This is a genomic window from Sphingomonas sp. MM-1 (assembly GCF_000347675.2).
GTDB lineage: Bacteria > Pseudomonadota > Alphaproteobacteria > Sphingomonadales > Sphingomonadaceae > Sphingomonas_E > Sphingomonas_E fennica.
Window position 1 is genome coordinate 3769063 of sequence record NC_020561.1, and the last position, 18215, is coordinate 3787277.

At 66.0% G+C, this 18215-nt stretch carries 19 protein-coding genes; 8 read left to right on the forward strand and 11 right to left on the reverse strand.

The genetic code is table 11. The annotated features are described in order from the left end of the window. Positions 1-62 precede the first annotated feature (62 nt). A complete protein-coding gene (locus G432_RS17840; protein ID WP_015460221.1) occupies positions 63-1217 on the reverse strand; it encodes a phosphoserine transaminase in 1155 nt (384 codons plus the stop codon). A gap of 216 nt (positions 1218-1433) precedes the next feature. Between G432_RS17840 and G432_RS24150 the strand changes: the two genes are divergently transcribed. Then, positions 1434-2096, forward strand: a complete 663-nt coding sequence (locus G432_RS24150) for a PEPxxWA-CTERM sorting domain-containing protein (RefSeq protein WP_015460222.1) — start codon at positions 1434-1436, stop codon at positions 2094-2096. Between the two features lie 106 nt (positions 2097-2202). Here G432_RS24150 and G432_RS17850 read toward each other — a convergent pair whose 3' ends face one another. Further along, on the reverse strand, positions 2203-3144 hold the full coding sequence (locus G432_RS17850) for a DUF2167 domain-containing protein (protein ID WP_041864987.1): 942 nt from the start codon (positions 3142-3144) through the stop codon (positions 2203-2205). 108 nt (positions 3145-3252) lie between these two features. After that, positions 3253-3567: a hypothetical protein gene (locus G432_RS17855; protein ID WP_015460224.1), complete on the reverse strand. Its 315-nt coding sequence runs from the start codon at positions 3565-3567 to the stop codon at positions 3253-3255. Between the two features lie 162 nt (positions 3568-3729). Between G432_RS17855 and G432_RS17860 the strand changes: the two genes are divergently transcribed. Continuing rightward, on the forward strand, positions 3730-4395 hold the full coding sequence (locus G432_RS17860) for an extensin family protein (protein ID WP_144062078.1): 666 nt from the start codon (positions 3730-3732) through the stop codon (positions 4393-4395). A 73-nt stretch (positions 4396-4468) separates the two neighbouring features. Beyond that, positions 4469-5365, forward strand: coding sequence for a TIGR00730 family Rossman fold protein (locus G432_RS17865; RefSeq protein ID WP_015460226.1), 897 nt, complete (start codon positions 4469-4471; stop codon positions 5363-5365). A 93-nt stretch (positions 5366-5458) separates the two neighbouring features. Here G432_RS17865 and G432_RS17870 read toward each other — a convergent pair whose 3' ends face one another. Beyond that, on the reverse strand, positions 5459-5905 hold the full coding sequence (locus G432_RS17870) for a nuclear transport factor 2 family protein (protein WP_015460227.1): 447 nt from the start codon (positions 5903-5905) through the stop codon (positions 5459-5461). Positions 5906-6123: 218 nt separating this feature from the next. Between G432_RS17870 and cysD the strand changes: the two genes are divergently transcribed. The 3 genes from cysD to G432_RS17885 all read left to right on the forward strand — a co-directional run bounded on the left by cysD (position 6124) and on the right by G432_RS17885 (position 9830). After that, the gene (gene cysD / locus G432_RS17875) at positions 6124-7050 is read left to right on the forward strand and encodes a sulfate adenylyltransferase subunit CysD (protein WP_015460228.1); all 927 of its coding nucleotides are present in this window, start codon (positions 6124-6126) and stop codon (positions 7048-7050) included. Positions 7051-7161: 111 nt separating this feature from the next. Further along, complete coding sequence (cysN, locus tag G432_RS17880; RefSeq protein ID WP_015460229.1) at positions 7162-9069, forward strand: sulfate adenylyltransferase subunit CysN; 1908 nt, start codon at positions 7162-7164, stop codon at positions 9067-9069. Beyond that, positions 9066-9830: a 3'(2'),5'-bisphosphate nucleotidase CysQ gene (locus tag G432_RS17885; RefSeq protein ID WP_015460230.1), complete on the forward strand. Its 765-nt coding sequence runs from the start codon at positions 9066-9068 to the stop codon at positions 9828-9830. Before cysN ends, G432_RS17885 begins: the two co-directional genes overlap by 4 nt. Before the next feature lie 45 nt (positions 9831-9875). On the opposite strand, the gene G432_RS17890 is transcribed toward G432_RS17885, so the two are convergent. Continuing rightward, positions 9876-11813: a hypothetical protein gene (locus G432_RS17890; RefSeq protein ID WP_015460231.1), complete on the reverse strand. Its 1938-nt coding sequence runs from the start codon at positions 11811-11813 to the stop codon at positions 9876-9878. 276 nt (positions 11814-12089) lie between these two features. Between G432_RS17890 and G432_RS17895 the strand changes: the two genes are divergently transcribed. Together G432_RS17895 and G432_RS22200 are read left to right on the forward strand one after the other, a co-directional pair. After that, positions 12090-12959: a TIGR03619 family F420-dependent LLM class oxidoreductase gene (locus G432_RS17895; protein ID WP_015460232.1), complete on the forward strand. Its 870-nt coding sequence runs from the start codon at positions 12090-12092 to the stop codon at positions 12957-12959. Positions 12960-13075: 116 nt separating this feature from the next. After that, on the forward strand, positions 13076-14047 hold the full coding sequence (locus tag G432_RS22200; protein ID WP_015460233.1) for an SPOR domain-containing protein: 972 nt from the start codon (positions 13076-13078) through the stop codon (positions 14045-14047). Here the strand turns inward: G432_RS22200 and G432_RS17905 are convergent. The 6 genes from G432_RS17905 to G432_RS17930 all read right to left on the reverse strand — a co-directional run bounded on the left by G432_RS17905 (position 13991) and on the right by G432_RS17930 (position 17964). Beyond that, positions 13991-14890: a sugar phosphate isomerase/epimerase family protein gene (locus tag G432_RS17905; RefSeq protein ID WP_015460234.1), complete on the reverse strand. Its 900-nt coding sequence runs from the start codon at positions 14888-14890 to the stop codon at positions 13991-13993. The genes G432_RS22200 and G432_RS17905 overlap by 57 nt on opposite strands. A 53-nt stretch (positions 14891-14943) precedes the next feature. After that, on the reverse strand, positions 14944-15357 hold the full coding sequence (locus G432_RS17910; RefSeq protein WP_041865551.1) for a GFA family protein: 414 nt from the start codon (positions 15355-15357) through the stop codon (positions 14944-14946). A 28-nt stretch (positions 15358-15385) separates the two neighbouring features. Beyond that, positions 15386-16051 (reverse strand): phosphoribosylformylglycinamidine synthase subunit PurQ, encoded by a 666-nt coding sequence (purQ, locus tag G432_RS17915; RefSeq protein ID WP_015460236.1) that lies wholly within the window; start codon positions 16049-16051, stop codon positions 15386-15388. Beyond that, positions 16048-16284, reverse strand: a complete 237-nt coding sequence (gene purS, locus G432_RS17920; RefSeq protein WP_015460237.1) for a phosphoribosylformylglycinamidine synthase subunit PurS — start codon at positions 16282-16284, stop codon at positions 16048-16050. Before purS ends, purQ begins: the two co-directional genes overlap by 4 nt. 103 nt (positions 16285-16387) lie before the next feature. Continuing rightward, positions 16388-17167: a phosphoribosylaminoimidazolesuccinocarboxamide synthase gene (purC, locus tag G432_RS17925; RefSeq protein ID WP_015460238.1), complete on the reverse strand. Its 780-nt coding sequence runs from the start codon at positions 17165-17167 to the stop codon at positions 16388-16390. Positions 17168-17328: 161 nt separating this feature from the next. Beyond that, positions 17329-17964 carry a cell wall hydrolase gene (locus tag G432_RS17930; protein ID WP_015460239.1) on the reverse strand — a complete coding sequence of 212 codons (636 nt, stop codon included), beginning with the start codon at positions 17962-17964 and terminating at the stop codon, positions 17329-17331. Positions 17965-18215: the final 251 nt, after the last annotated feature.

An 18215-nucleotide genomic window follows, 5' to 3' on the forward strand; every position in this document is an offset into this window, starting at 1 on the left:
GCGGGGAATGCCCTCACGAGACCCCGGCTTTCGCCGGGATGACGTCTTGAATAAGGGAGGGGTCAGCCGCGCGCCTGCGACCAGGCCCAGTCGAGCCAGGGGCCGAGGGCCTCGATATCGGCGGTCTCGACGGTCGCGCCGCACCACACGCGCAGGCCCGGCGGGGCATCGCGATAGCCGGCGATGTCGTAGGCCGCGTCCTCATTCTCGAGCAGCGAGGCGATCTTCTTGACGAGCGCCAGCTTGCCCTCGTCGTCCAGGCCCGTCACCGCATCGTCCGCGAACTTCAGGCAGACGGAGGTGTTGGAGCGCGAGGCTGCGTCCACGGCCAGATGGTCGATCCACGGCGTCTTTTGCACCCAGGCGTCGAGCGCCGCGGCATTGGCGTCGGCGCGCTTTATCAGCGCGGTCAGCCCGCCGATCGACTTCGCCCATTCCAACGACCAGATATAATCCTCGACCGCGAGCATCGAGGGCGTGTTGATCGTCTCGCCCTTGAAGATGCCTTCGATCAGCTTGCCGCCCTTCGTCATGCGGAAGATCTTGGGCAGCGGCCATGCCGGCGTGTAGCTTTCCAGCCGTTCCACGGCGCGGGGGCCGAGGATCAGGATGCCGTGCGCGCCTTCGCCGCCCAGCACCTTCTGCCAGGAGAAGGTGACGACATCCAGCTTGTCCCACGGCAGGTCCATGGCGAAGCAGGCGGAGGTGGCGTCCGCGATGGTCAGACCCTCGCGGTCGTCCCTGATCCAGTCGCCGTTCGGCACGCGCACGCCGGACGTGGTGCCGTTCCAGGTGAAGACGATATCGGTCGACTGGTCGAGCGCGTGGAGGTCCGGCAGCTCGCCATAGGGCGCCTTCACCACGTCCGCGTCGATCTTCAGCTGCTTGACGACATCGGTGACCCAGCCTTCGCCGAAGCTTTCCCAGGCGACCATCGTGGCCTTGCGCGCGCCCAGCAGCGACCAGAGCGCCATCTCGACGGCGCCGGTGTCCGATCCGGGAACGATGCCGATGCGGTGGGTGGCGGGAACGCCCAGTATCTCGCGCGTCAGCTCGATCGCGTGGACGAGGCGGCTCTTGCCCAGCTTGGAGCGGTGCGAGCGGCCCAGCGATCCGGTGGCGAGATGGTCGGCGGCCCAGCCCGGAGGCTTGGCGCAGGGACCGGACGAGAAATGGGGGCGCGCCGGCTTGGTGCCGGGGCGAGCAACGTCAGTCATGTAGTCTCTCCTCACAGAGAGCGCGCGCCGCGTTGGGACGGCGTGGCCCGCCGGCGCTTCTAGAGATTGGGCGAGGGGAGTCAATCGCCCTTCGTGTCGGAAAATTTTGCACGTGCGAAGGGTTCGCAACTGCATTCGTTGCGAAATCATAACGATAAGGCTTTGGCCCGGGCCTTGCTTGGTGCTTCGTCAATCGTAGCATTGGGAGAGGTGAACATGCGGAAGCTTTGGGGTGTCGCCGCACTTTCGGCGGCGGTGATGGGGGCCGCTCTGGCTGCCGTTCCGGCCTCGGCCGCGATCATGATCTACACCTCGCCGGGCGCCGTTTCGCCGTCGGACAACGTCCAGTTCAACGATGGCTATCCGAATCCCGCCAATCCGCTGCAGGCGGAAACCAATCACGGCACGCTGGTGACGTTCGAATCGAACGAGCTGCTCTATACGCCATCTAGCGGGCAGGCGCGCATCACCGGCACCGACAGCAACCTGACCACGCTCACCTTCTACCTCACCAATCCCGCGCTTGCGATGAGCGAGGTGGAATTCAGGCTCACGGACCCGAACGGCAACTATCACACCACGGCAACGATCGATTTCTACGATCAGTTCGGTGTCGCGACGACGCTTTCCGGTTTCACGCTGAGTAATGGCGCGGATTGGTTCTCGGCTCGGGGGACCGACGGCTCGTTGATCAGCAAGGTGGTGATCACGACGGCGGACAATATAAACGACGTTCGCCAGGTTCGCGTCACGCCGACGGCCTTGCCGCTGAACGAACCGTTGGTGCCGGAGCCTTCGACCTGGGCGATGCTGATCACGGGCTTCGGCTTGGTCGGCGCTGCGATGCGCCGTCGACGCGGGCAAGCCGCCTTCGCCTGAACGGGGGATGGAGCGGGGACCGGTGGCGGGCGTGCCTCGGCTGCCCGCCACTCGCTTCGCGGATCAACCCCGCAGCCGGAAGGGCTGACGCAGCGCGACCTGCCCGTCAGCCTTCCTCCCCGCTGCGCGAGAATTTGCGGCGCACCCAGGCAAGGCCGCCGGCGATCGCGGCGATGAAGATGGCCAGGAATTTCTTGCCGAAAAGCAGGACGGCGCCCAGCAGCCCCACTTTCTTCGCGGCCGCGACGCCGGCGCCGGCCGCGACCAGCCCGGCGAGGCCGAACTCGGCGGTCTTGTCCTTGCTCGAATCATAATCGGCATAGCGCGATCCGACATCGAAGCTCGCCGCTTTCCCGAAGGCCGCCGCCGCCGTGCGCACCTCGGCAAGCTGCGGCATGCTCGCCACCATGTTGAGGCTCAGAACGCCATGGCGGCCGAGCAGCCGCACGTCATAGTTGAGCGCATCGACGTCGCTTCCCGAAAAGCGGATGTCGCGGGCCCAGATCAGCGAATGATCGGCCGGATCATAGGATGGCTGCTGCGCCCAGCCGACGAGGTGGCGCGCGGCATAGCCGGCCTTGGTCCGCTCCTCATTATCCGCTTTCTCGCTTTCCTGGATGTCGCGGAGGAGGGCGTCGTAATCCTCCGTCTTCGCGTCCTTGTCGCTCACATAGCCGGTGGCTTCGTAGGTGACGACCGCCCCCCAGCTATCGTCGAGGAAGGTCTTGCCCTTGGGAAAGACGAGGCCCAGCACCCCGCCCACCGCATCCGGCGGATTGCCCCAGCCTTCGACGAGCACCTTCTTCGCCTCCTCGGCCGGCAGGAAATAATAATCCTCGCCCAGGTGGAGCGTGGCGTTGGCGTTTCCGATCGGCACGTCCCCGGTCCTGGGATGCAGGCTGTCCAGCAATGCCTTCATTCGCGCGACATAGGCCTTCTGCTCGGCCGTAAGCTCCGCCGTGGCGGTGGTGTTCGCCGCGGGGCTGGCCAATATCTGCGCCGGAACGCCGGCCAGCAGGATGGCGGCCGCCAGCATCTTGATTCTCATCGTCAAATTCCCCCGAATATTCCCCGAGGGGCTGGCTCGCACGACGCCCCGTTCTTGACCAGATGGAAAATGATCCGATGCCGGATGCCTAGACGGGCAGGGAGCGGATCAGAACGGAACCGTAATCGTCACCTTGGCGCGGTTGCTCGGAAATCCGCCGACGCCGACCTGCTCGGCATTCACCTTGCCGCGAACCTTGCCGAACAGGCCGAACTCCGCCTTCGGCATGCCTTCGGGCGGCGCTTCTTCCGCGGTGACGCGGCTATATTCCTGCTTGTCGCGGCTGGCGCAGACGATGATGTCGCGGCCCGATCCGGCGGCATCGGCCCGGCAATCGGTTTCCGGCGGCTTCATCTTGCCGAGATCGAAGTCTATCGGCGGGGCTATATTGGCGGCTTGCAGGGCGATCGCGATCGATAACATGCCGCCTCCCGATATTCGGCATGACGTTATTTGCGGTTCTGGGCGCAAATATGGCCGGATCGGCCAGGGCAAGCGGCGGGCCGGCAAACGGCGCAACGCCGCTTTGCCTCGCTTCGACTCACGCGGGATTGACCGGACCGGCTTGAAAACGCACAGATTCCCATGATGCGTATTCGGGGGGCATGGCTGTTGGCGATGCTGGCGCTTGCCGCCTGCGTCGGCCCGTCGCGGGAAAAGCCCCGCCGCCCGCCCGCGCATCGCCCGCCGCCCGTGGCCAGGGCGGATGATCCGCGCGAGCTGAAGCAGTGCCTGGCCGATCTCGGCAAATATGGCGCCCAGTTCAACGTGCTGCCGGATCGCTGGTTCGGCAATGGCTGCTCGGCCACGGGCGCGGTGCAGCTCGTGGCCATCGGCATCCCCGTCACCAATCTCGGCGCGATGAAGTGCCGCACGGCGGAACGGCTGTCCGCCTGGACGAACGAGGCGGTGCAGAATGCCGCCATGGCCTGGCTGGACAGCCGGGTGGTGAAGATCGAGAGTTTCGGCACCTATAATTGCCGCCCGCGCAACGGCGTGGCGGGCGCCAAGCTTTCGGAGCATGGCCGCGCCAACGCCGTCGATATCGCCGCCTTCCAGCTTGCCGATGGCCGGCGGATCACGGTGGAGAAGGGGTGGCGCGGGCCGGACGCCAACGTCCGTAACTTCCTGCGCGCGGTTCACAAGGCGGCCTGCCGGCGCTTCGCGATCGTCATCGGCCCGGACGGCGATGCCGCCCACTACAACCATTTCCACTTCGACATGGGCGCCGACGGGCCATATTGTAAGTGAGCCGAAAGGCCCCATTTCGATAAGGTGCCGGAACGCACCAAATCGATAACAGAACAAGGCTAATTTGCTTTCCATGAGTAACCGAGAGATTCCCAAGCGCGTCTTCCCGCCCGCGAAGGACGACGCCGCTTCCGCGCGGCATGTGACGCCGGCGCCCCAGACCACCGATCCCGCCTACCGGCTCGCCTTCCAGGACATGGATTTCCTGCTGCGGGACGATCTGCGCCCGGTGCGCTTCCAGCTCGAGCTGATGAAGCCGCAGCTTCTGCTGAACGAGGCGAATATCGGTTCCACCTTCGTGATGTATGGATCGGCCCGCATACCGGAGCCGGCCAAGGCCGACATGCTGGTCGATGCCGCCGTCACCGATACGCAGCGCCGCATCGCCGAACGGCTGAAGGCCAAGGCGCATTATTATGACGAGGCGCGCAAGCTCGCCGCGCTCGCCAGCCAGTCCCCGCTCGACGCGGAAGGGCGGCGGCAGTTCGTCGTCTGCTCGGGCGGCGGCCCCTCGATCATGGAAGCCGCCAATCGCGGCGCCGCCGATGTCGGCGCGGATTCGATCGGGCTCAACATCGTGCTGCCGCACGAGCAGGCGCCCAACGAATATGTCACGCCGTCATTGAGCTTCCAGTTCCACTATTTCGCGCTGCGCAAGATGCATTTCCTGCTCCATGCGCGCGCGGTGGCGGTGTTCCCCGGCGGCTTCGGCACCTTCGACGAGACGTTCGAGCTGCTCACCCTGATCCAGACCGGCAAGATGAAGCCGCTGCCGATCCTGTTCTTCGGCCGCGAATTCTGGGATCGCGTGATCGATTTCGAGGCGCTGGTCGAGGAAGGCGTGGTTTCGCCCAACGATCTCAAGCTGTTCCGCTTCGTGGAAACGGCGGACGAAGCCTGGAATCATGTGAACGCCTATTGGGCGAAGCGCGAGCTGGAGCAGCGCGAGCAGCAGCAGGCGGCGGAATAGCCGCCGGCTCCGCCGCCAGCCCGGCGGGGTCCGGGGTGGCGTGGGCCGGCTCCTCCGGCCCCTCCGGCCCCTCCGGCCCCTCCGGCCCCTGCCTCAGGAGATATCGATCCTGAGCCGCGTCAGCCGCACGCTGGCGATCCGCCAGCCGTCCGCCTCGTGCCGGTAGGTCTCGTGATAATGGCCGTATCCGTGCAGGAAGGTGTAGGGCACGGTCGCGCCCGGCCCCACCCATAATTTGTCCTCCATCGCCCAGATGCCGGTGGCCAGCTTCGGCGATGTGAAGGCGATTTCGGGCATGTGGCCGTGGTGCACGGTGGTGATGTTGGCCAGGATCGGCGCCAGCATCGCGATATAGGCGTCCGCGCCCGCGATCAGGGCCTGCGGGTTGGGCGGATCGGTGCCCTCGCGGAAATCCGCGTGCAGGTCGTCCGTGAACACGGCGCGCAGGCCGCTCCAGTCCTTCAGGTCCATGCAACGGAAATATCGCGCCTTCAGCGTCTTTATCTCCTCGATGGCCAGCAGCCTCTCGATCGCGTCCATCCGTGCCTCTCCTTTGTCCGTGGCCAGATTGTCCGGTGGGCGGCTGATGGAAAAGCCCGCATCCGCCCCAAGAATCGCTTTATGGCGCCGGGGCGAAAGGCACGTCATTCAGGATGAAGTCGCCGGCCTTGCCGCCTTCCTGTCGCTCCACCTAGCTTGAACGGCAGGGATCGGTGGGCCGGCGCCCGCCGCTGAAGACAGAAAAAGAGCGAGAGAGAGTGAGCGATAATCCCAGCGCGCCCGCCGGCGTGAACCTGACGCATCTCCAGCGTCTCGAGGCGGAAAGCATCCATATCCTGCGCGAGGTGGTGTCCGAGGTCGAACGGCCGGTGATGCTCTATTCGGTCGGCAAGGATTCGGCGGTCATGCTGCATCTGGCGCGCAAGGCCTTCTATCCCTCGCCGCCGCCCTTTCCGCTGCTCCATGTCGATACGACGTGGAAGTTCAGGGCGATGTATGAGCTTCGCGACCGGATGGCGAAGGAAAGCGGCATGGAGCTGCTGGTCTATCACAATCCCGAAGCCATGGAACGCGGCATCAACCCGTTCGATCACGGATCGCTCCACACCGACATGTGGAAGACGGAAGGGCTGAAGCAGGCGCTCGACAAATACGGCTTCGACGCGGCCTTCGGCGGCGCGCGCCGCGACGAGGAGAAGAGCCGCGCCAAGGAACGCATCTTCTCCTTCCGCTCGGCCAATCACCGGTGGGACCCGAAGAACCAGCGGCCGGAGCTGTGGCGCCTCTACAATGCGCGCAAGGCGAAGGGGGAGAGCATCCGCGTCTTCCCCATCTCCAACTGGACCGAGCTGGATATCTGGCAATATATCCACCTGGAGAACATCCCGATCGTTCCCCTCTATTTCTCCGCCCCGCGCCCCACGGTGGTGCGCGACGGGCTGACCCTGATGGTGGACGACGATCGCTTCCCGCTGCGCCCCGGCGAGGTGCCGGAGATGAAGTCGATCCGCTTCCGCACGCTCGGCTGCTACCCGCTGACCGGCGCCGTGGAGAGCGAGGCGAAGACGCTGCCGGAGGTGATCCAGGAAATGCTCCTCACCACCACGTCCGAACGCCAGGGCCGCGCGATCGACCACGATCAGGCCGCCAGCATGGAGAAGAAGAAGCAGGAGGGATATTTCTGACGGACGGCGGCGGCCGTGCGTCATCCTGACGAAGGTCAGGATCTCCCTCCCCGAGAGCATGCTCTCAACCGCAAGAGATCCCAGCCCGCGCTGGGATGACGGGATTGAACCATGACGACCAATGAAAGCTCCTACAAGGCGCAGGACCTCATCGCCGAGGATATCGACGCTTATCTGAAGCAGCACCAGCACAAGAGCCTGCTGCGCTTCATCACCTGCGGTTCGGTGGATGACGGCAAGTCCACGCTGATCGGCCGGCTGCTCTACGATTCCAAGATGATCTTCGAGGATCAGCTCGCCGCGCTGGAGGCGGATTCCAAGCGCGTCGGCACGCAGGGGCAGAATATCGATTTCGCCCTGCTGGTCGACGGCCTCGCCGCCGAGCGCGAGCAGGGCATCACCATCGACGTCGCCTACCGCTTCTTCTCGACGGAAAAGCGCAAGTTCATCGTCGCCGACACGCCGGGGCATGAACAATATACCCGCAACATGGTGACGGGCGCGTCCACCGCCGATCTCGCCGTGATCCTGATCGACGCGCGCAAGGGCGTGCTCACCCAGACGCGGCGGCACAGCTACCTCGCCCACCTGATCGGCATCAAGAATATCGTGCTGGCGGTGAACAAGATGGACCTGATCGATTACGATCAGGAACAATATGAGGCGATCGTCGAGGATTATCGCGTTTTCGCCACCTCGATCGGGATCGGCGATTTCGTGGCGATGCCGATTTCCGGCTTCAAGGGCGACAACATCACCGGCCCGTCGCCCAACACGCCCTGGTATCAAGGCCCCGCGCTGATCGAGCATCTCGAGACGGTGGAGCTGGACGTCACCACCGATCAGGCCAAGCCGTTCCGCATGCCGGTGCAGTGGGTGAACCGCCCGAACCTGGATTTCCGGGGATTCTCGGGGTTGGTCGCCACCGGCACGGTGCGGCCGGGCGATGCGGTGCGCGTGCTGCCTTCGGGCAAGACCTCCACCGTCGCCCGCATCGTCACCATGGACGGCGATCTCGACGAGGCGGTGGCCGGCCAGTCCGTCACCATCACGCTGGCCGACGAGGTGGATTGCTCGCGCGGGGACGTGCTGTCCGTCGCCGATACGCCGCCCCAGGCGGCCGACCAGTTCGAGGCGACGATCGTCTGGATGGCGGATGAGGAGATGCTCCCCGGCCGTCCCTATTGGCTGAAGCTCGGCACCCAGACGGTGACGGCCAGCATCCAGGCGCCCAAATATCAGGTCAACGTCAACACGATGGAGCATCTGGCGGCCAAGACGCTGGACCTGAACGCCATCGGCGTCGCCAACCTGTCGACCGATCGGCCGCTGGTGTTCGAATCCTATGAGGCGAACCGCGATCTGGGCGGCTTCATCCTGATCGACAAGCTCACCAACGCCACCGTGGCGGCCGGCATGCTGCACTTCTCGCTCCGGCGCGCGCAGAATGTCCACTGGCAGGCACTGGACATCAGCCGCGAGGCGCACGCCAACCTCAAAAACCAGAAGCCGGCGGTGCTGTGGTTCACGGGGCTTTCGGGCGCGGGCAAGTCCACCATCGCCAACCTGGTGGAAAAGAAGTTGCACCGGATGAACCGGCACACCTTCCTGCTCGACGGCGACAATGTCCGCCACGGCCTGAACAAGGATCTCGGCTTCACCGATGCCGATCGCGTGGAGAATATCCGCCGCGTCGGCGAGGTGGCGAAGCTGATGACCGATGCGGGCCTGATCGTCATCACCGCCTTCATCTCGCCTTTCCGCCAGGAACGGCAGATGGTGCGCGACATGATGGCGCCGGGCGAATTCTTCGAGGTGCATATCGATACGCCGCTGGCCGATGCCGAGGCGCGCGACGTGAAGGGCCTCTACAAGAAGGCGCGCTCCGGCCAGCTCGCCAACTTCACCGGCATCGACAGCCCCTATGAGGCGCCGGCCAATCCCGAGGTCCGCATCGACACGACGAAGATGACGCCCGAGGAAGCCGCCGACCTGATCGTCGAGGAGCTGCTGAAATGAGCACGCTGTTCGAAGGCATCATCGGATCGGACGTCGATCTCGCCCGCCGCATCGCGGAAACCGCCGGCCACATCCTCGTCACGCTCCAGAAATCGGGGCTGTTCGAAGGCAAGGCGCTGGGCAAGGCGGGCGATCGCGTCGCCAACGCCTTCATCATGGAGGCGCTGAAGCAGCAGCGCCCCGACGATGCCGTGCTGTCGGAGGAGGAGAAGGACAATCCCGAGCGCCTGAAGCGCGAGCGGGTGTGGATCGTCGATCCCCTCGACGGCACCCGCGAATATGGCGAGGAACGCACCGATTGGGCGGTCCATGTCGCGCTCGCGGTCAACGGCCGGGCCACGGTCGGCGCGGTGGCGCTGCCCGGCATCCCGCTCACGCTCTGCACCGAACGCAGCTTCGGCGCGCTCGTCGGTAGGGGCAAGCCGCGCATGCTCGTCAGCCGCACCCGCCCCGCGCGGGAAGCGGTGGCAGTCGCCGAGAAGCTGGGCGCGGAGCTGGTGCCGATGGGCTCGGCCGGCGCCAAGGCGATGGCGGTGGTGCGCGGCGAGGCGGAGATCTACCTCCACTCCGGCGGCCAATATGAATGGGACAGCTGCGCCCCCGTCGCGGTGGCACAGGCGGCGGGCCTCCACGTCAGCCGCATCGACGGCAGCCCGCTCGTCTACAACCAGGCGGATGTCTACCTCCCCGATCTCCTGATCTGCCCGCCCAGCTATGCCGATCAGGTGCTGGCGCTGATCCGGGAACTGGAAGCGGCCTGACGATCGCCCGGGGTAGCCCTTTTCCAGGGCTACCCCGGTCTCGAACTACTGCCCCTTCAGGATAGCGAGCAAGGCACGCGCCGCCGCATCGTCTCCGCTATTGAGCGCGGCTTCCAGTTGTTCCCGCGCAAGCTGCGATTGGAGCTGCGCTATATGCGCCTCATTTTCCGCGGCGGCTTCGCGCAGTGGCTTCAAAGGATCGCTTGAAGGCGGCTGCTGGAGTTTCCGCAGCTTTTCGGCATTTTCCAGCTCTGCGATCTGCGCGGTCAGCGCCTTGCTCTTTTCGCTCTGCGCATATTCCAGGTCGGATCGGCGTTCCGTTTCGCGTTTTTCCATGGCATCGGCCATGGTCGTCGCCGCGTTGGCGGCCGAGGCTGTCGCGGCCTCAAGTGCGGCCTTGGTCGATTTCAGATAATAACGTTCGAGCCGTCCGTCCGCGCTCAGGAACACGCCCAGATCCTTGGCCTGGAACATGGGGACCTTGAACTTCAGGAAGCGCAACTGGCCGAGCTGCGGGAAATTGGCTGCCTCCACTTCGGCCAGATCATCTTCGAGGGCGCAGCCGACGTCCGTGGCGAGTGCCTTGCGGCAGACGAGCAGCTTCCCCTGCGCGGGCTCGCGAATGAAGACGCCTTCGTCATATGCCGTGTCGCGGGCGTGCCGGATGCGATAGGCCTTATCAAGATCGTCGACCGCTTCGTCGGTCAGGCGTTTGTGCAGGCACTCCGCATCGTTGGGGGCTCCTGCCGCGCAGTCCTTGGCAAGGGGCCATTCGGTGCGGACGGCCAGGTGCAGCTCGAGGTGATGTTCCAGGCAGGCTTTCAGCGTGCTGCTGCCGAGGCATTCAGCCGGGACCGTGGGCGTGGATTGCGTGGCGGCGCTCACCAACTCAGCGGCGAGATCCGTGGATTGTGCCTTGGTGGTGCTGTTTCCGAATGGCGATACGGCTTTCATGCCGGCAAGCGCCCGTATCTCGCTGGATAGCGCGGACATGTCCACCCCGCCCACCGGGACGACACGCTGGGCGGTGCCCATGGTCACCAGCTTTTCCAGTTTCTCGCGCGCGCTATTCCCCAGCGGCAAATCCTGTTGGCGGCCGGCCTCGCCATAATGCTTCGGCCAGCGTGCGATTTCTTTCACGCTCAGCGCTTCCAAGGCCTTGGCCTTGCTGTCCTTGGCGCCTTCGATGGCGGCATTCGCCCGGCGCTGTTCCAGCAATATCGCCTGCCACCGCCCCTTTGCTTGCCGGGGCGTCTTCAGCTTGAGCCTGAGTTCCTCGGTCAGCTCTTCCATGGCCTTGTTGGCGCCGATCAGCGCCTTCGTCTCTTCCTTGATCGCCTTGTCGGCATCGGTGAGCGTTTTCAGGTTCTGCTTCGCCTCATCGGTGCAGATTACCTGCGTTGGCCCGATCGGCTGCAATTTGAAATTGCTGGATTTGTTGGACAGCACGTTCGCGTCGCCGGAAGTCGGCGGTATGGCGGCGGCACCTGCGCCCGCTACCACCGCCACCGGCGGCACTCCCGCCGCCAGCATGACGCCGGCGGCGGCGATCTTGGCGGCGTTCTCGACGACCTGACCGGTGCGATCTTCCGCCGCCACGCCGATCGATTTCAGCGTGCCGTTGGGATAATAGTTCATTTCCAGGCTGGAGGTCTTGAGGAAGCCGGTCAGCCGCGGGTCCAGCATATAGGCCTCGCCGGGGACATAGCTTTTCTCGGCCGCGACATCGGTGGAGAATTTGAGGCTCGTCGGTTTGCCTTCGATCATGCCACCTGGGCATTCGGCAAGAGTTCGCACGATCGTCAGTTCGTATCGCGCCATCGGCAGCCTGTAGGTCAAACCTGGCAGGGCATCTCCCGCCTCCACGGTCTGTTCCCGATATGGCGTGGTGCGGATCGTTGCGCAGCCGGCCAGCAGCGATGACGCGATCAATAAAGATGCTGAAAAGCGTGTCATGGAATGCCTCCCCCCAAAGGCTGCCACGATGATATTATGATTTTCGATGGATCATCAATTCGAAAATAGAATTGATTAGATTTTCTGGAGGGGAAATTTGTCTGCGATGGTCCGGTTTATCTGCCTGCGGATAGGTTGAAACCTGCATCTTTTTGGATTGTTTTTCCGGGATTCCCGAGCCGGCCGCTCTAACCTGAATCGAAGCAAAATCCGGAACGCTCCGCCCGAAACCATAAGCGAAGCCGGCAGCCTTCCTTCCCGATTTGCGCCATTATCGTTCGCAGGGAAGGGAGCCTTGAGAGCATGAAATTCTGGCAGAATCTGAGCTGGATCGAAACCGATCAGCAGATCGAATGCGCCCGCTTCGCCGAGGAGGTCGGCTTTGACGGTGTCATGCACGGCGATCATTTCTGTTTTCCCGATGTCATCCGCAGCCGCTATCCCATGTCGCCCGACGGCGCGCCGCCGATGCCCACCGACTGGGCCTATCCCGATCTCTGGGTGACGATGGCGGCGCAGGCGGCGGTGACGAGCCGGCTGCGCTTCGCCGCCGCCATCTACACCATGGCGACCCGGCACCCGATCGTCACCGCCAAGGCCACCGGCACGCTGGCGCTGCTTTCCGGCAACCGCGCGATCGTCGGCGTGGCGCCGGGCTGGATGAAGGAGGAGTTCGACGCCGCCGGCATCCCCTTCGAACGGCGCGGCGCGCGGCTGGACGAGGCGATCCGCGCCACCCGCAAGCTCTGGGGCGGCGGCGCGGTCGAGCATCATGGCGAATTCTACGATTTCGGGCCGGTCCGGCTGGAGCCGATGCCCGGCTATGCGCTGCCCATCTATATCGGCGGATCGGGCGAGGTCGCGTGGAAGCGCGCGGCGCGGCTGGGCGATGGCTGGATCGGCGGCGGCGATGCGCCGGAGGACGTGCCCGAACTGCTCGCCACCCTGAAGCGCCTGCGCGCGGAGGCCGGCCGGGCGGACCAGCCGTTCGAAACCATCCTGCCGCTCACCCGGCCGGCCAGCGTCGATGAGCTGAAGCGCCTGCACGCGGCCGGCATGGATGCCACCGTCGCCTATCCCTTCATGCTCACCATCGGCCCGCGATCGACGATCGACGAGAAGAAGCGCGCGATGGACGCCTTCGCCCGCGATTATATCCGCGCTTTCGCCTGAGCTTTCGGCCGATCGGCGGGAATCCGCCGCGCTCCCGGCACGGGCGGGCGCGGGCGCGATTCCCCATGGGCGCCGATTGCGGCAGATTCCCAAGCATATCAGCGGGGAGGGGGGCGATGCAGGCGCGATCTGGTGGAAAGGCCTTTGCCGGGGCGGCGCTGGTGGCGGGGATCGCGCTTCTGGCCGGTTGCGCCTCGAAACGACAGACCCGGCCCGAACAGCCGTCCGCCGCCCGGCCCGTGCCCCCGGCTGGTGCCGCGACCAATCTGGTCGTCCCGCCGGCGGACGGGCAGGGCGGCTATCGCACCATCAATGACGGGCTCGGGCAGGACGAGGCCGTCTGGCACCTCCGCTCCGCGCTCAACGTCGCCGCGCTGAGCTGTTCGGGCACGAATATCCCCACCGATTACAATGCGTTGCTCACGCAGCGGAAAAGCCTGTTCGCGAAAGCCTATGCGGCGGAGGTGGCGGGTCACCGGTCCGGCGGCAATGTCGCGCTCGATCGTCACATGACGCAGCTCTACAATTTCTACGCGCAGCCGCCTGCCCAGGCCGGCTTCTGCGCCGTCGCCCGCGATGTCGCGACCGAGGCGCGCGGCGTGGGAACGGGGGCCTTCCCCGCCTTCGCCATGTCCGCGCTCGCCCGGCTGGAGCGGCCGTTCGACGATTTCTACCGCGCCTATGACGATTATCGCGTCCAGCTCGCGGCGTGGGAGCGCGGCGATCGCGTCAGGACGGCCGCCGCTCCGGCCGCGCGCGCCGCGCCGACGGCGCTGGCGGCGGCATCGCCGGCCGCAAAGCAGGCGGCCGCGGTCGCTTCCCGCGCCGCCGCCATGGACGCGTCGTCGGCCTCGTGGCGCATCCAGCTCGGCGCCTTTTCGGGCGAGGATGCGGCGCAGGGCGCCTGGCGGAAGATCAGCGCGCGGATGGCCGATGTCGCCGGCTTCAAGCCGCGCTACGAAGCCGTGCCGGGGAAGAAGCTGGTGCGCGTGCAGGTCGGTCCGCTCGGCAGCCGGGCGGATTCGATCCGGCTATGCGCCGCCGCCGCCGCCGCCGGCTTCGATTGCTTCCCCGTCGTCGCTTCCTGATCTGGCGGCGCAGGCCGTGGCGCTCGCAAAGGCGATGCGCACGGCCTCGTCCAGCGGCAGGGCGCGATGGGCGTCCGCGATGATCTCCACACCGATCGGCCCGGCATAGCCGATCTCGCGCATCGTGCGGACGAAGCCCGCCGTGTCCAGCGCGCCGTGCCCCGGTGGCAGCCTGTCCCCGATGGTGGCGTCCATCATGTCGCGCGCCGGGTTCGGGATCGCATCGTTGATCTCGATCCCCACGATCCGATCGATCGGGATGGCGCGGATCTGGTCGTCATCGATGCCGCCGTGGCGGACGTGCCAGATGTCCAGATAGAGGCCGCCATCCGCGCCGCCCACCACCTTCAGCCCCGTGGCGGGATCGGCGATGCCGGAAAAGGGCAGCAACTCGATCGCCGGCCTCACGCCCGATCCCCGGGCGTCGCCCGCCACGCCCGCATAACATTCGGCCAGATGCTCCAGCGGCCATTCCTCGCCGATCGGCCCCATCAGCTTCAGGTGGCGCGCGCCCACCGCCGCGCCGAATTCGATCAGCATGCGTCGCATGGCATCGGATTGCCGGCGCCGCTCCCCTACGGCGAACCAGTCGCCCAGGCATTCCACCTCGATGTCGGTCAGCCCATGGTCGCCCAGCATCCGCGCGATCTCGGCCGGGCGGTATCGTTCAAGCAGGCGGGCGAGGTCGCTGTGGAGGAAGCCGATGCCGCTGAACCCGGCGCCTGCGGCTGCCCTGATCCTGTCCGGTAGCGAATGCGGGCTGGTGCCATCCGATCGCAGCGGATGCTGGTTGCCGGCGATCGTCCAGTGGCAGGCGATCAGCCTGTTCTCGCGCCTCTCCATGCTCCTATCAGACGACGGCGCGGCGGCGCCCGCAAGGATCGAGACTTCTCGATTCAGGCAATCGGCGGTGGTTGCGCGTCGTCGGTCGGCAGATCGGGATCGATATGCGCCCAGCGCGGCGCGGCCGATGTCCAGATCGTCATCTGCGGCCCGATCAGCCCGGGATCGTCCAGCGCGCCGGCCCGGATGATGGTGAGGTGCGGCCGCTCGTCCGCCTTGCTGAACAATTGCGTGCCGCATTGCGGGCAGAAGCCGCGCCGCATGTGGTTGCCGGAATCGGCCAGCGTCTCATGCCAGCGCACCTCGCCCTCCACGTGCAGGGCATCGGCCGGGAAGGTCACGTTCACCGTGGCGCTGCCGGCCCCCAGATACTGGCAGAGGCGGCACCAGCAGGCCCTGGCGCCGAGCGGCGCGGCATCGGCCGTGAAGCGCACCGCGCCGCACAGGCAGCCGCCGGAAACGCTCACCGCCGGCCCCGCATCGGGCAAACCCGCATCAGGCGATGGCCGCGACCAGGCCTTCGAACAGGCGGCGGCCGTCGGTGCGGCCGTGCGCCGGCTCCATCATCCGTTCGGGGTGCGGCATCATGCCCAGCACGTTGCCCGCATCGTTGAGGATGCCGGCGATGTCGCGCGCGGAGCCGTTCACCTGCTCGCCATAGCGGAAGGCGACGCGGCCTTCGCCCTCGAGCCGGTCCAGCGTTTCCGCGTCAGCGGTGTAATTGCCGTCATGATGGGCGACGGGGATGCGGATTTCCTCGCCCACCTCGTAGCGCGAGGTGAAGGCCGACTGGCTGGTGCCGACGGTCAGCGTCACGTCGCGGCAGACGAAGTTGAGGCCGGCGTTGCGCATCAGCGCGCCGGGCAGCAGCCCCGCCTCGGTCAGTACCTGGAAGCCGTTGCACACGCCGAGCACGGCCACGCCGCGGGCGGCGGCATCGGCCACGGCGCGCATCACCGGGCTGCGCGCGGCCATCGCGCCGGCGCGGAGGTAATCGCCGTAAGAGAAGCCGCCCGGAACGCCGATCAGGCCCACGCCCTCGGGCAGCTCCGTCTCGCGGTGCCACACCATCGCCGGCGCCTCGCCGGTGACGTCCCGGATGGCGACGGCGAGATCGCGATCGCAGTTCGATCCGGGGAAGACGATGACGGCGCTCTTCATGCCGCGATCCGCTCGATCCGGAAATTCTCGATGACCGTGTTGGCGAGCAGCTTGCGGCACATCGCCTCGATGTCCGCGTCGCTGGTGCCGTCGGCCAGCGAAAGTTCGATCAGCTTGCCGGCGCGGACATCCTCCACGCCGGAAAAGCCGAGGCCCTCCAGCGCATGGTGGATGGCGCGGCCCTGCGGATCCAGAACGCCGTTCTTGAGGGTGACGTAGACGCGCGCCTTCATGCGATTCAGCCCGATGATGATTTGGATTGGCGGGCTTATGCGCCCGGGGGGCCTGGCTTTCAACCTTCCGTTGGCGCGGACGCCCCGCGCCAACGGCAAGTCGTTACTTTTTCTCGCGATTCTTGCGGTGCTTTTCGAGGTCGAGCACCGTGGTGTCGCCCTCCGGCAGCAGGCCGAGGCGGCGTGCGACCTCCTGATAGGCCTCCACCTCGCCGCCGAGATCGCGGCGGAAACGGTCCTTGTCCAGCTTCTCGCCCGAGGTCATGTCCCACAGGCGACAGCCGTCGGGGCTGATCTCGTCCGCCAGGATGATGCGGCTGTAATCATTGTCCCAGATGCGGCCGAATTCGAGCTTGAAGTCGACCAGCCGGATGCCGACGCCCGCGAACAGGCCGGACATGAAATCGTTCACGCGGATGGCGAGGTCGGCGATGTCGTGCATCTCCTCCTGGCTCGCCCAGCCGAAGCAGGCGATATGCTCGTCCGTCACCAGCGGATCGCCGAGCGCATCGTCCTTGTAATAATATTCGATGATCGTGCGCGGCAGCTGCGTGCCTTCCTCGATGCCCAGCCGCTTGCTGAGCGATCCGGCGGCGACGTTGCGCACGACCACCTCGATCGGCACGATTTCAACCTGGCGAATGAGTTGCTCGCGCATGTTGAGGCGGCGGATGAAGTGCGTCGGCACGCCGATCTGGCCGAGCAGGGTGAAGACATGCTCGGAAATCCGGTTGTTCAGCACGCCCTTGCCCGAGATCGTGCCCTTCTTCTGCGCGTTGAAGGCGGTCGCGTCGTCCTTGAAATACTGGATCAGCGTGCCGGGCTCTGGGCCTTCGTAAAGGATCTTGGCCTTGCCTTCGTAGATCTGGCGGCGGCGGGACATGGGCGCGGGCTCCCCGGGCGTTAAAAGAAGATCGCCCCGGACGCGGCGTCTGGGCGACGCGCAGCCGAGGCGGATGGACGGCCTATAACTCAAGGCCGGGCATGTGGCAACAAAGCCGGGCCGGCGGGGGCGGGGGCGGTGCCTTCGCCGGCCGCGGCCGATCAGCGGTAGAAGATATGGTCGCCCAGCACGCCGGCGCGTTCGCGGGTGCGGAAGAAGCGCGGCGGGGCCTGGTAGGAGGCGTGGTAGAAGAGGGCGCCCGGCATCACATCCGGGGCCTTGCCGGCCATCGCCTCGCGCGAAACCTCGACGGCGGTGCGCCACTGCGCGGTGGTGCGGCGCGGATTATAGGTGTTGGTGTTGAAGAACTGGCCCGGCTGGTGCGCCACGCCGCACACGGTATCGGCGAAGCGGCCCGATTCGAGGCGGTTCATGATGAGCTGGGCGACCGCGAGCTGCCCGGCGCGCGACTGGTTCGCGGCTTCGTGGTGGACGACCTTGGCCATGCATTCCAGCTCGGGATCGTCGATGCGTTCGGCCGAAGCCGTGGCTGTGGTGGCAGCGCGGGTGTCGCGCGCCGGAATATCCAGGGAAAGCGCAGGGGCCTCGACCGCTTCGCCCGGAGCATCCGCGACGATCGCGGGCGCAGTCTCTTCGGCGACGATGGCGGGAAACGCTGCGGAAACGGTGGCGGCCAGGGAGGTTTCGGAAGCGAAACCGAAGGTGGCCGGAACGGCCATCGCCATCGCGGCGGTGGCGGAGATATAGAGTTGGCGGCGGGAAGCGCGGAACGACATTCAAGGCTCTATCGAATGCGCAAAAGCCGTCCGTGCCCCCAAAACCAAACACTTGGGCGCGGCCGAAACTTTCACGTCTTGTCGATCAGCAGGGTAGGGACAGGATAGTCGCGATCCCCCGCAGCGACCGGATCGGCACCCACATCGGGTCGGCGGGGCGAGGAGTCAAATGTCGCACGACGAGTCGTTACGCTCACGGGACGGCCCGATGGACGTTCCGGGGAACCCATTGAGAAAACGGGTGGCTTGGC

What these genes read in the sequence shown, in the direction of transcription:
- G432_RS17840 (WP_015460221.1), bottom strand. Translation starts at nt 1,217, where the DNA reads ATGACTGACGTTGCTCGCCCCGGCACCAAGCCGGCGCGCCCCCATTTC.
- G432_RS24150 (WP_015460222.1), top strand. Translation starts at nt 1,434, where the DNA reads ATGCGGAAGCTTTGGGGTGTCGCCGCACTTTCGGCGGCGGTGATGGGG.
- G432_RS17850 (WP_041864987.1), bottom strand. Translation starts at nt 3,144, where the DNA reads ATGAGAATCAAGATGCTGGCGGCCGCCATCCTGCTGGCCGGCGTTCCG.
- G432_RS17855 (WP_015460224.1), bottom strand. Translation starts at nt 3,567, where the DNA reads ATGTTATCGATCGCGATCGCCCTGCAAGCCGCCAATATAGCCCCGCCG.
- G432_RS17860 (WP_144062078.1), top strand. Translation starts at nt 3,730, where the DNA reads ATGATGCGTATTCGGGGGGCATGGCTGTTGGCGATGCTGGCGCTTGCC.
- G432_RS17865 (WP_015460226.1), top strand. Translation starts at nt 4,469, where the DNA reads ATGAGTAACCGAGAGATTCCCAAGCGCGTCTTCCCGCCCGCGAAGGAC.
- G432_RS17870 (WP_015460227.1), bottom strand. Translation starts at nt 5,905, where the DNA reads ATGGACGCGATCGAGAGGCTGCTGGCCATCGAGGAGATAAAGACGCTG.
- cysN (WP_015460229.1), top strand. Translation starts at nt 7,162, where the DNA reads ATGACGACCAATGAAAGCTCCTACAAGGCGCAGGACCTCATCGCCGAG.
- G432_RS17885 (WP_015460230.1), top strand. Translation starts at nt 9,066, where the DNA reads ATGAGCACGCTGTTCGAAGGCATCATCGGATCGGACGTCGATCTCGCC.
- G432_RS17895 (WP_015460232.1), top strand. Translation starts at nt 12,090, where the DNA reads ATGAAATTCTGGCAGAATCTGAGCTGGATCGAAACCGATCAGCAGATC.
- G432_RS22200 (WP_015460233.1), top strand. Translation starts at nt 13,076, where the DNA reads ATGCAGGCGCGATCTGGTGGAAAGGCCTTTGCCGGGGCGGCGCTGGTG.
- G432_RS17905 (WP_015460234.1), bottom strand. Translation starts at nt 14,890, where the DNA reads ATGGAGAGGCGCGAGAACAGGCTGATCGCCTGCCACTGGACGATCGCC.
- purQ (WP_015460236.1), bottom strand. Translation starts at nt 16,051, where the DNA reads ATGAAGAGCGCCGTCATCGTCTTCCCCGGATCGAACTGCGATCGCGAT.
- purS (WP_015460237.1), bottom strand. Translation starts at nt 16,284, where the DNA reads ATGAAGGCGCGCGTCTACGTCACCCTCAAGAACGGCGTTCTGGATCCG.
- purC (WP_015460238.1), bottom strand. Translation starts at nt 17,167, where the DNA reads ATGTCCCGCCGCCGCCAGATCTACGAAGGCAAGGCCAAGATCCTTTAC.
- G432_RS17930 (WP_015460239.1), bottom strand. Translation starts at nt 17,964, where the DNA reads ATGTCGTTCCGCGCTTCCCGCCGCCAACTCTATATCTCCGCCACCGCC.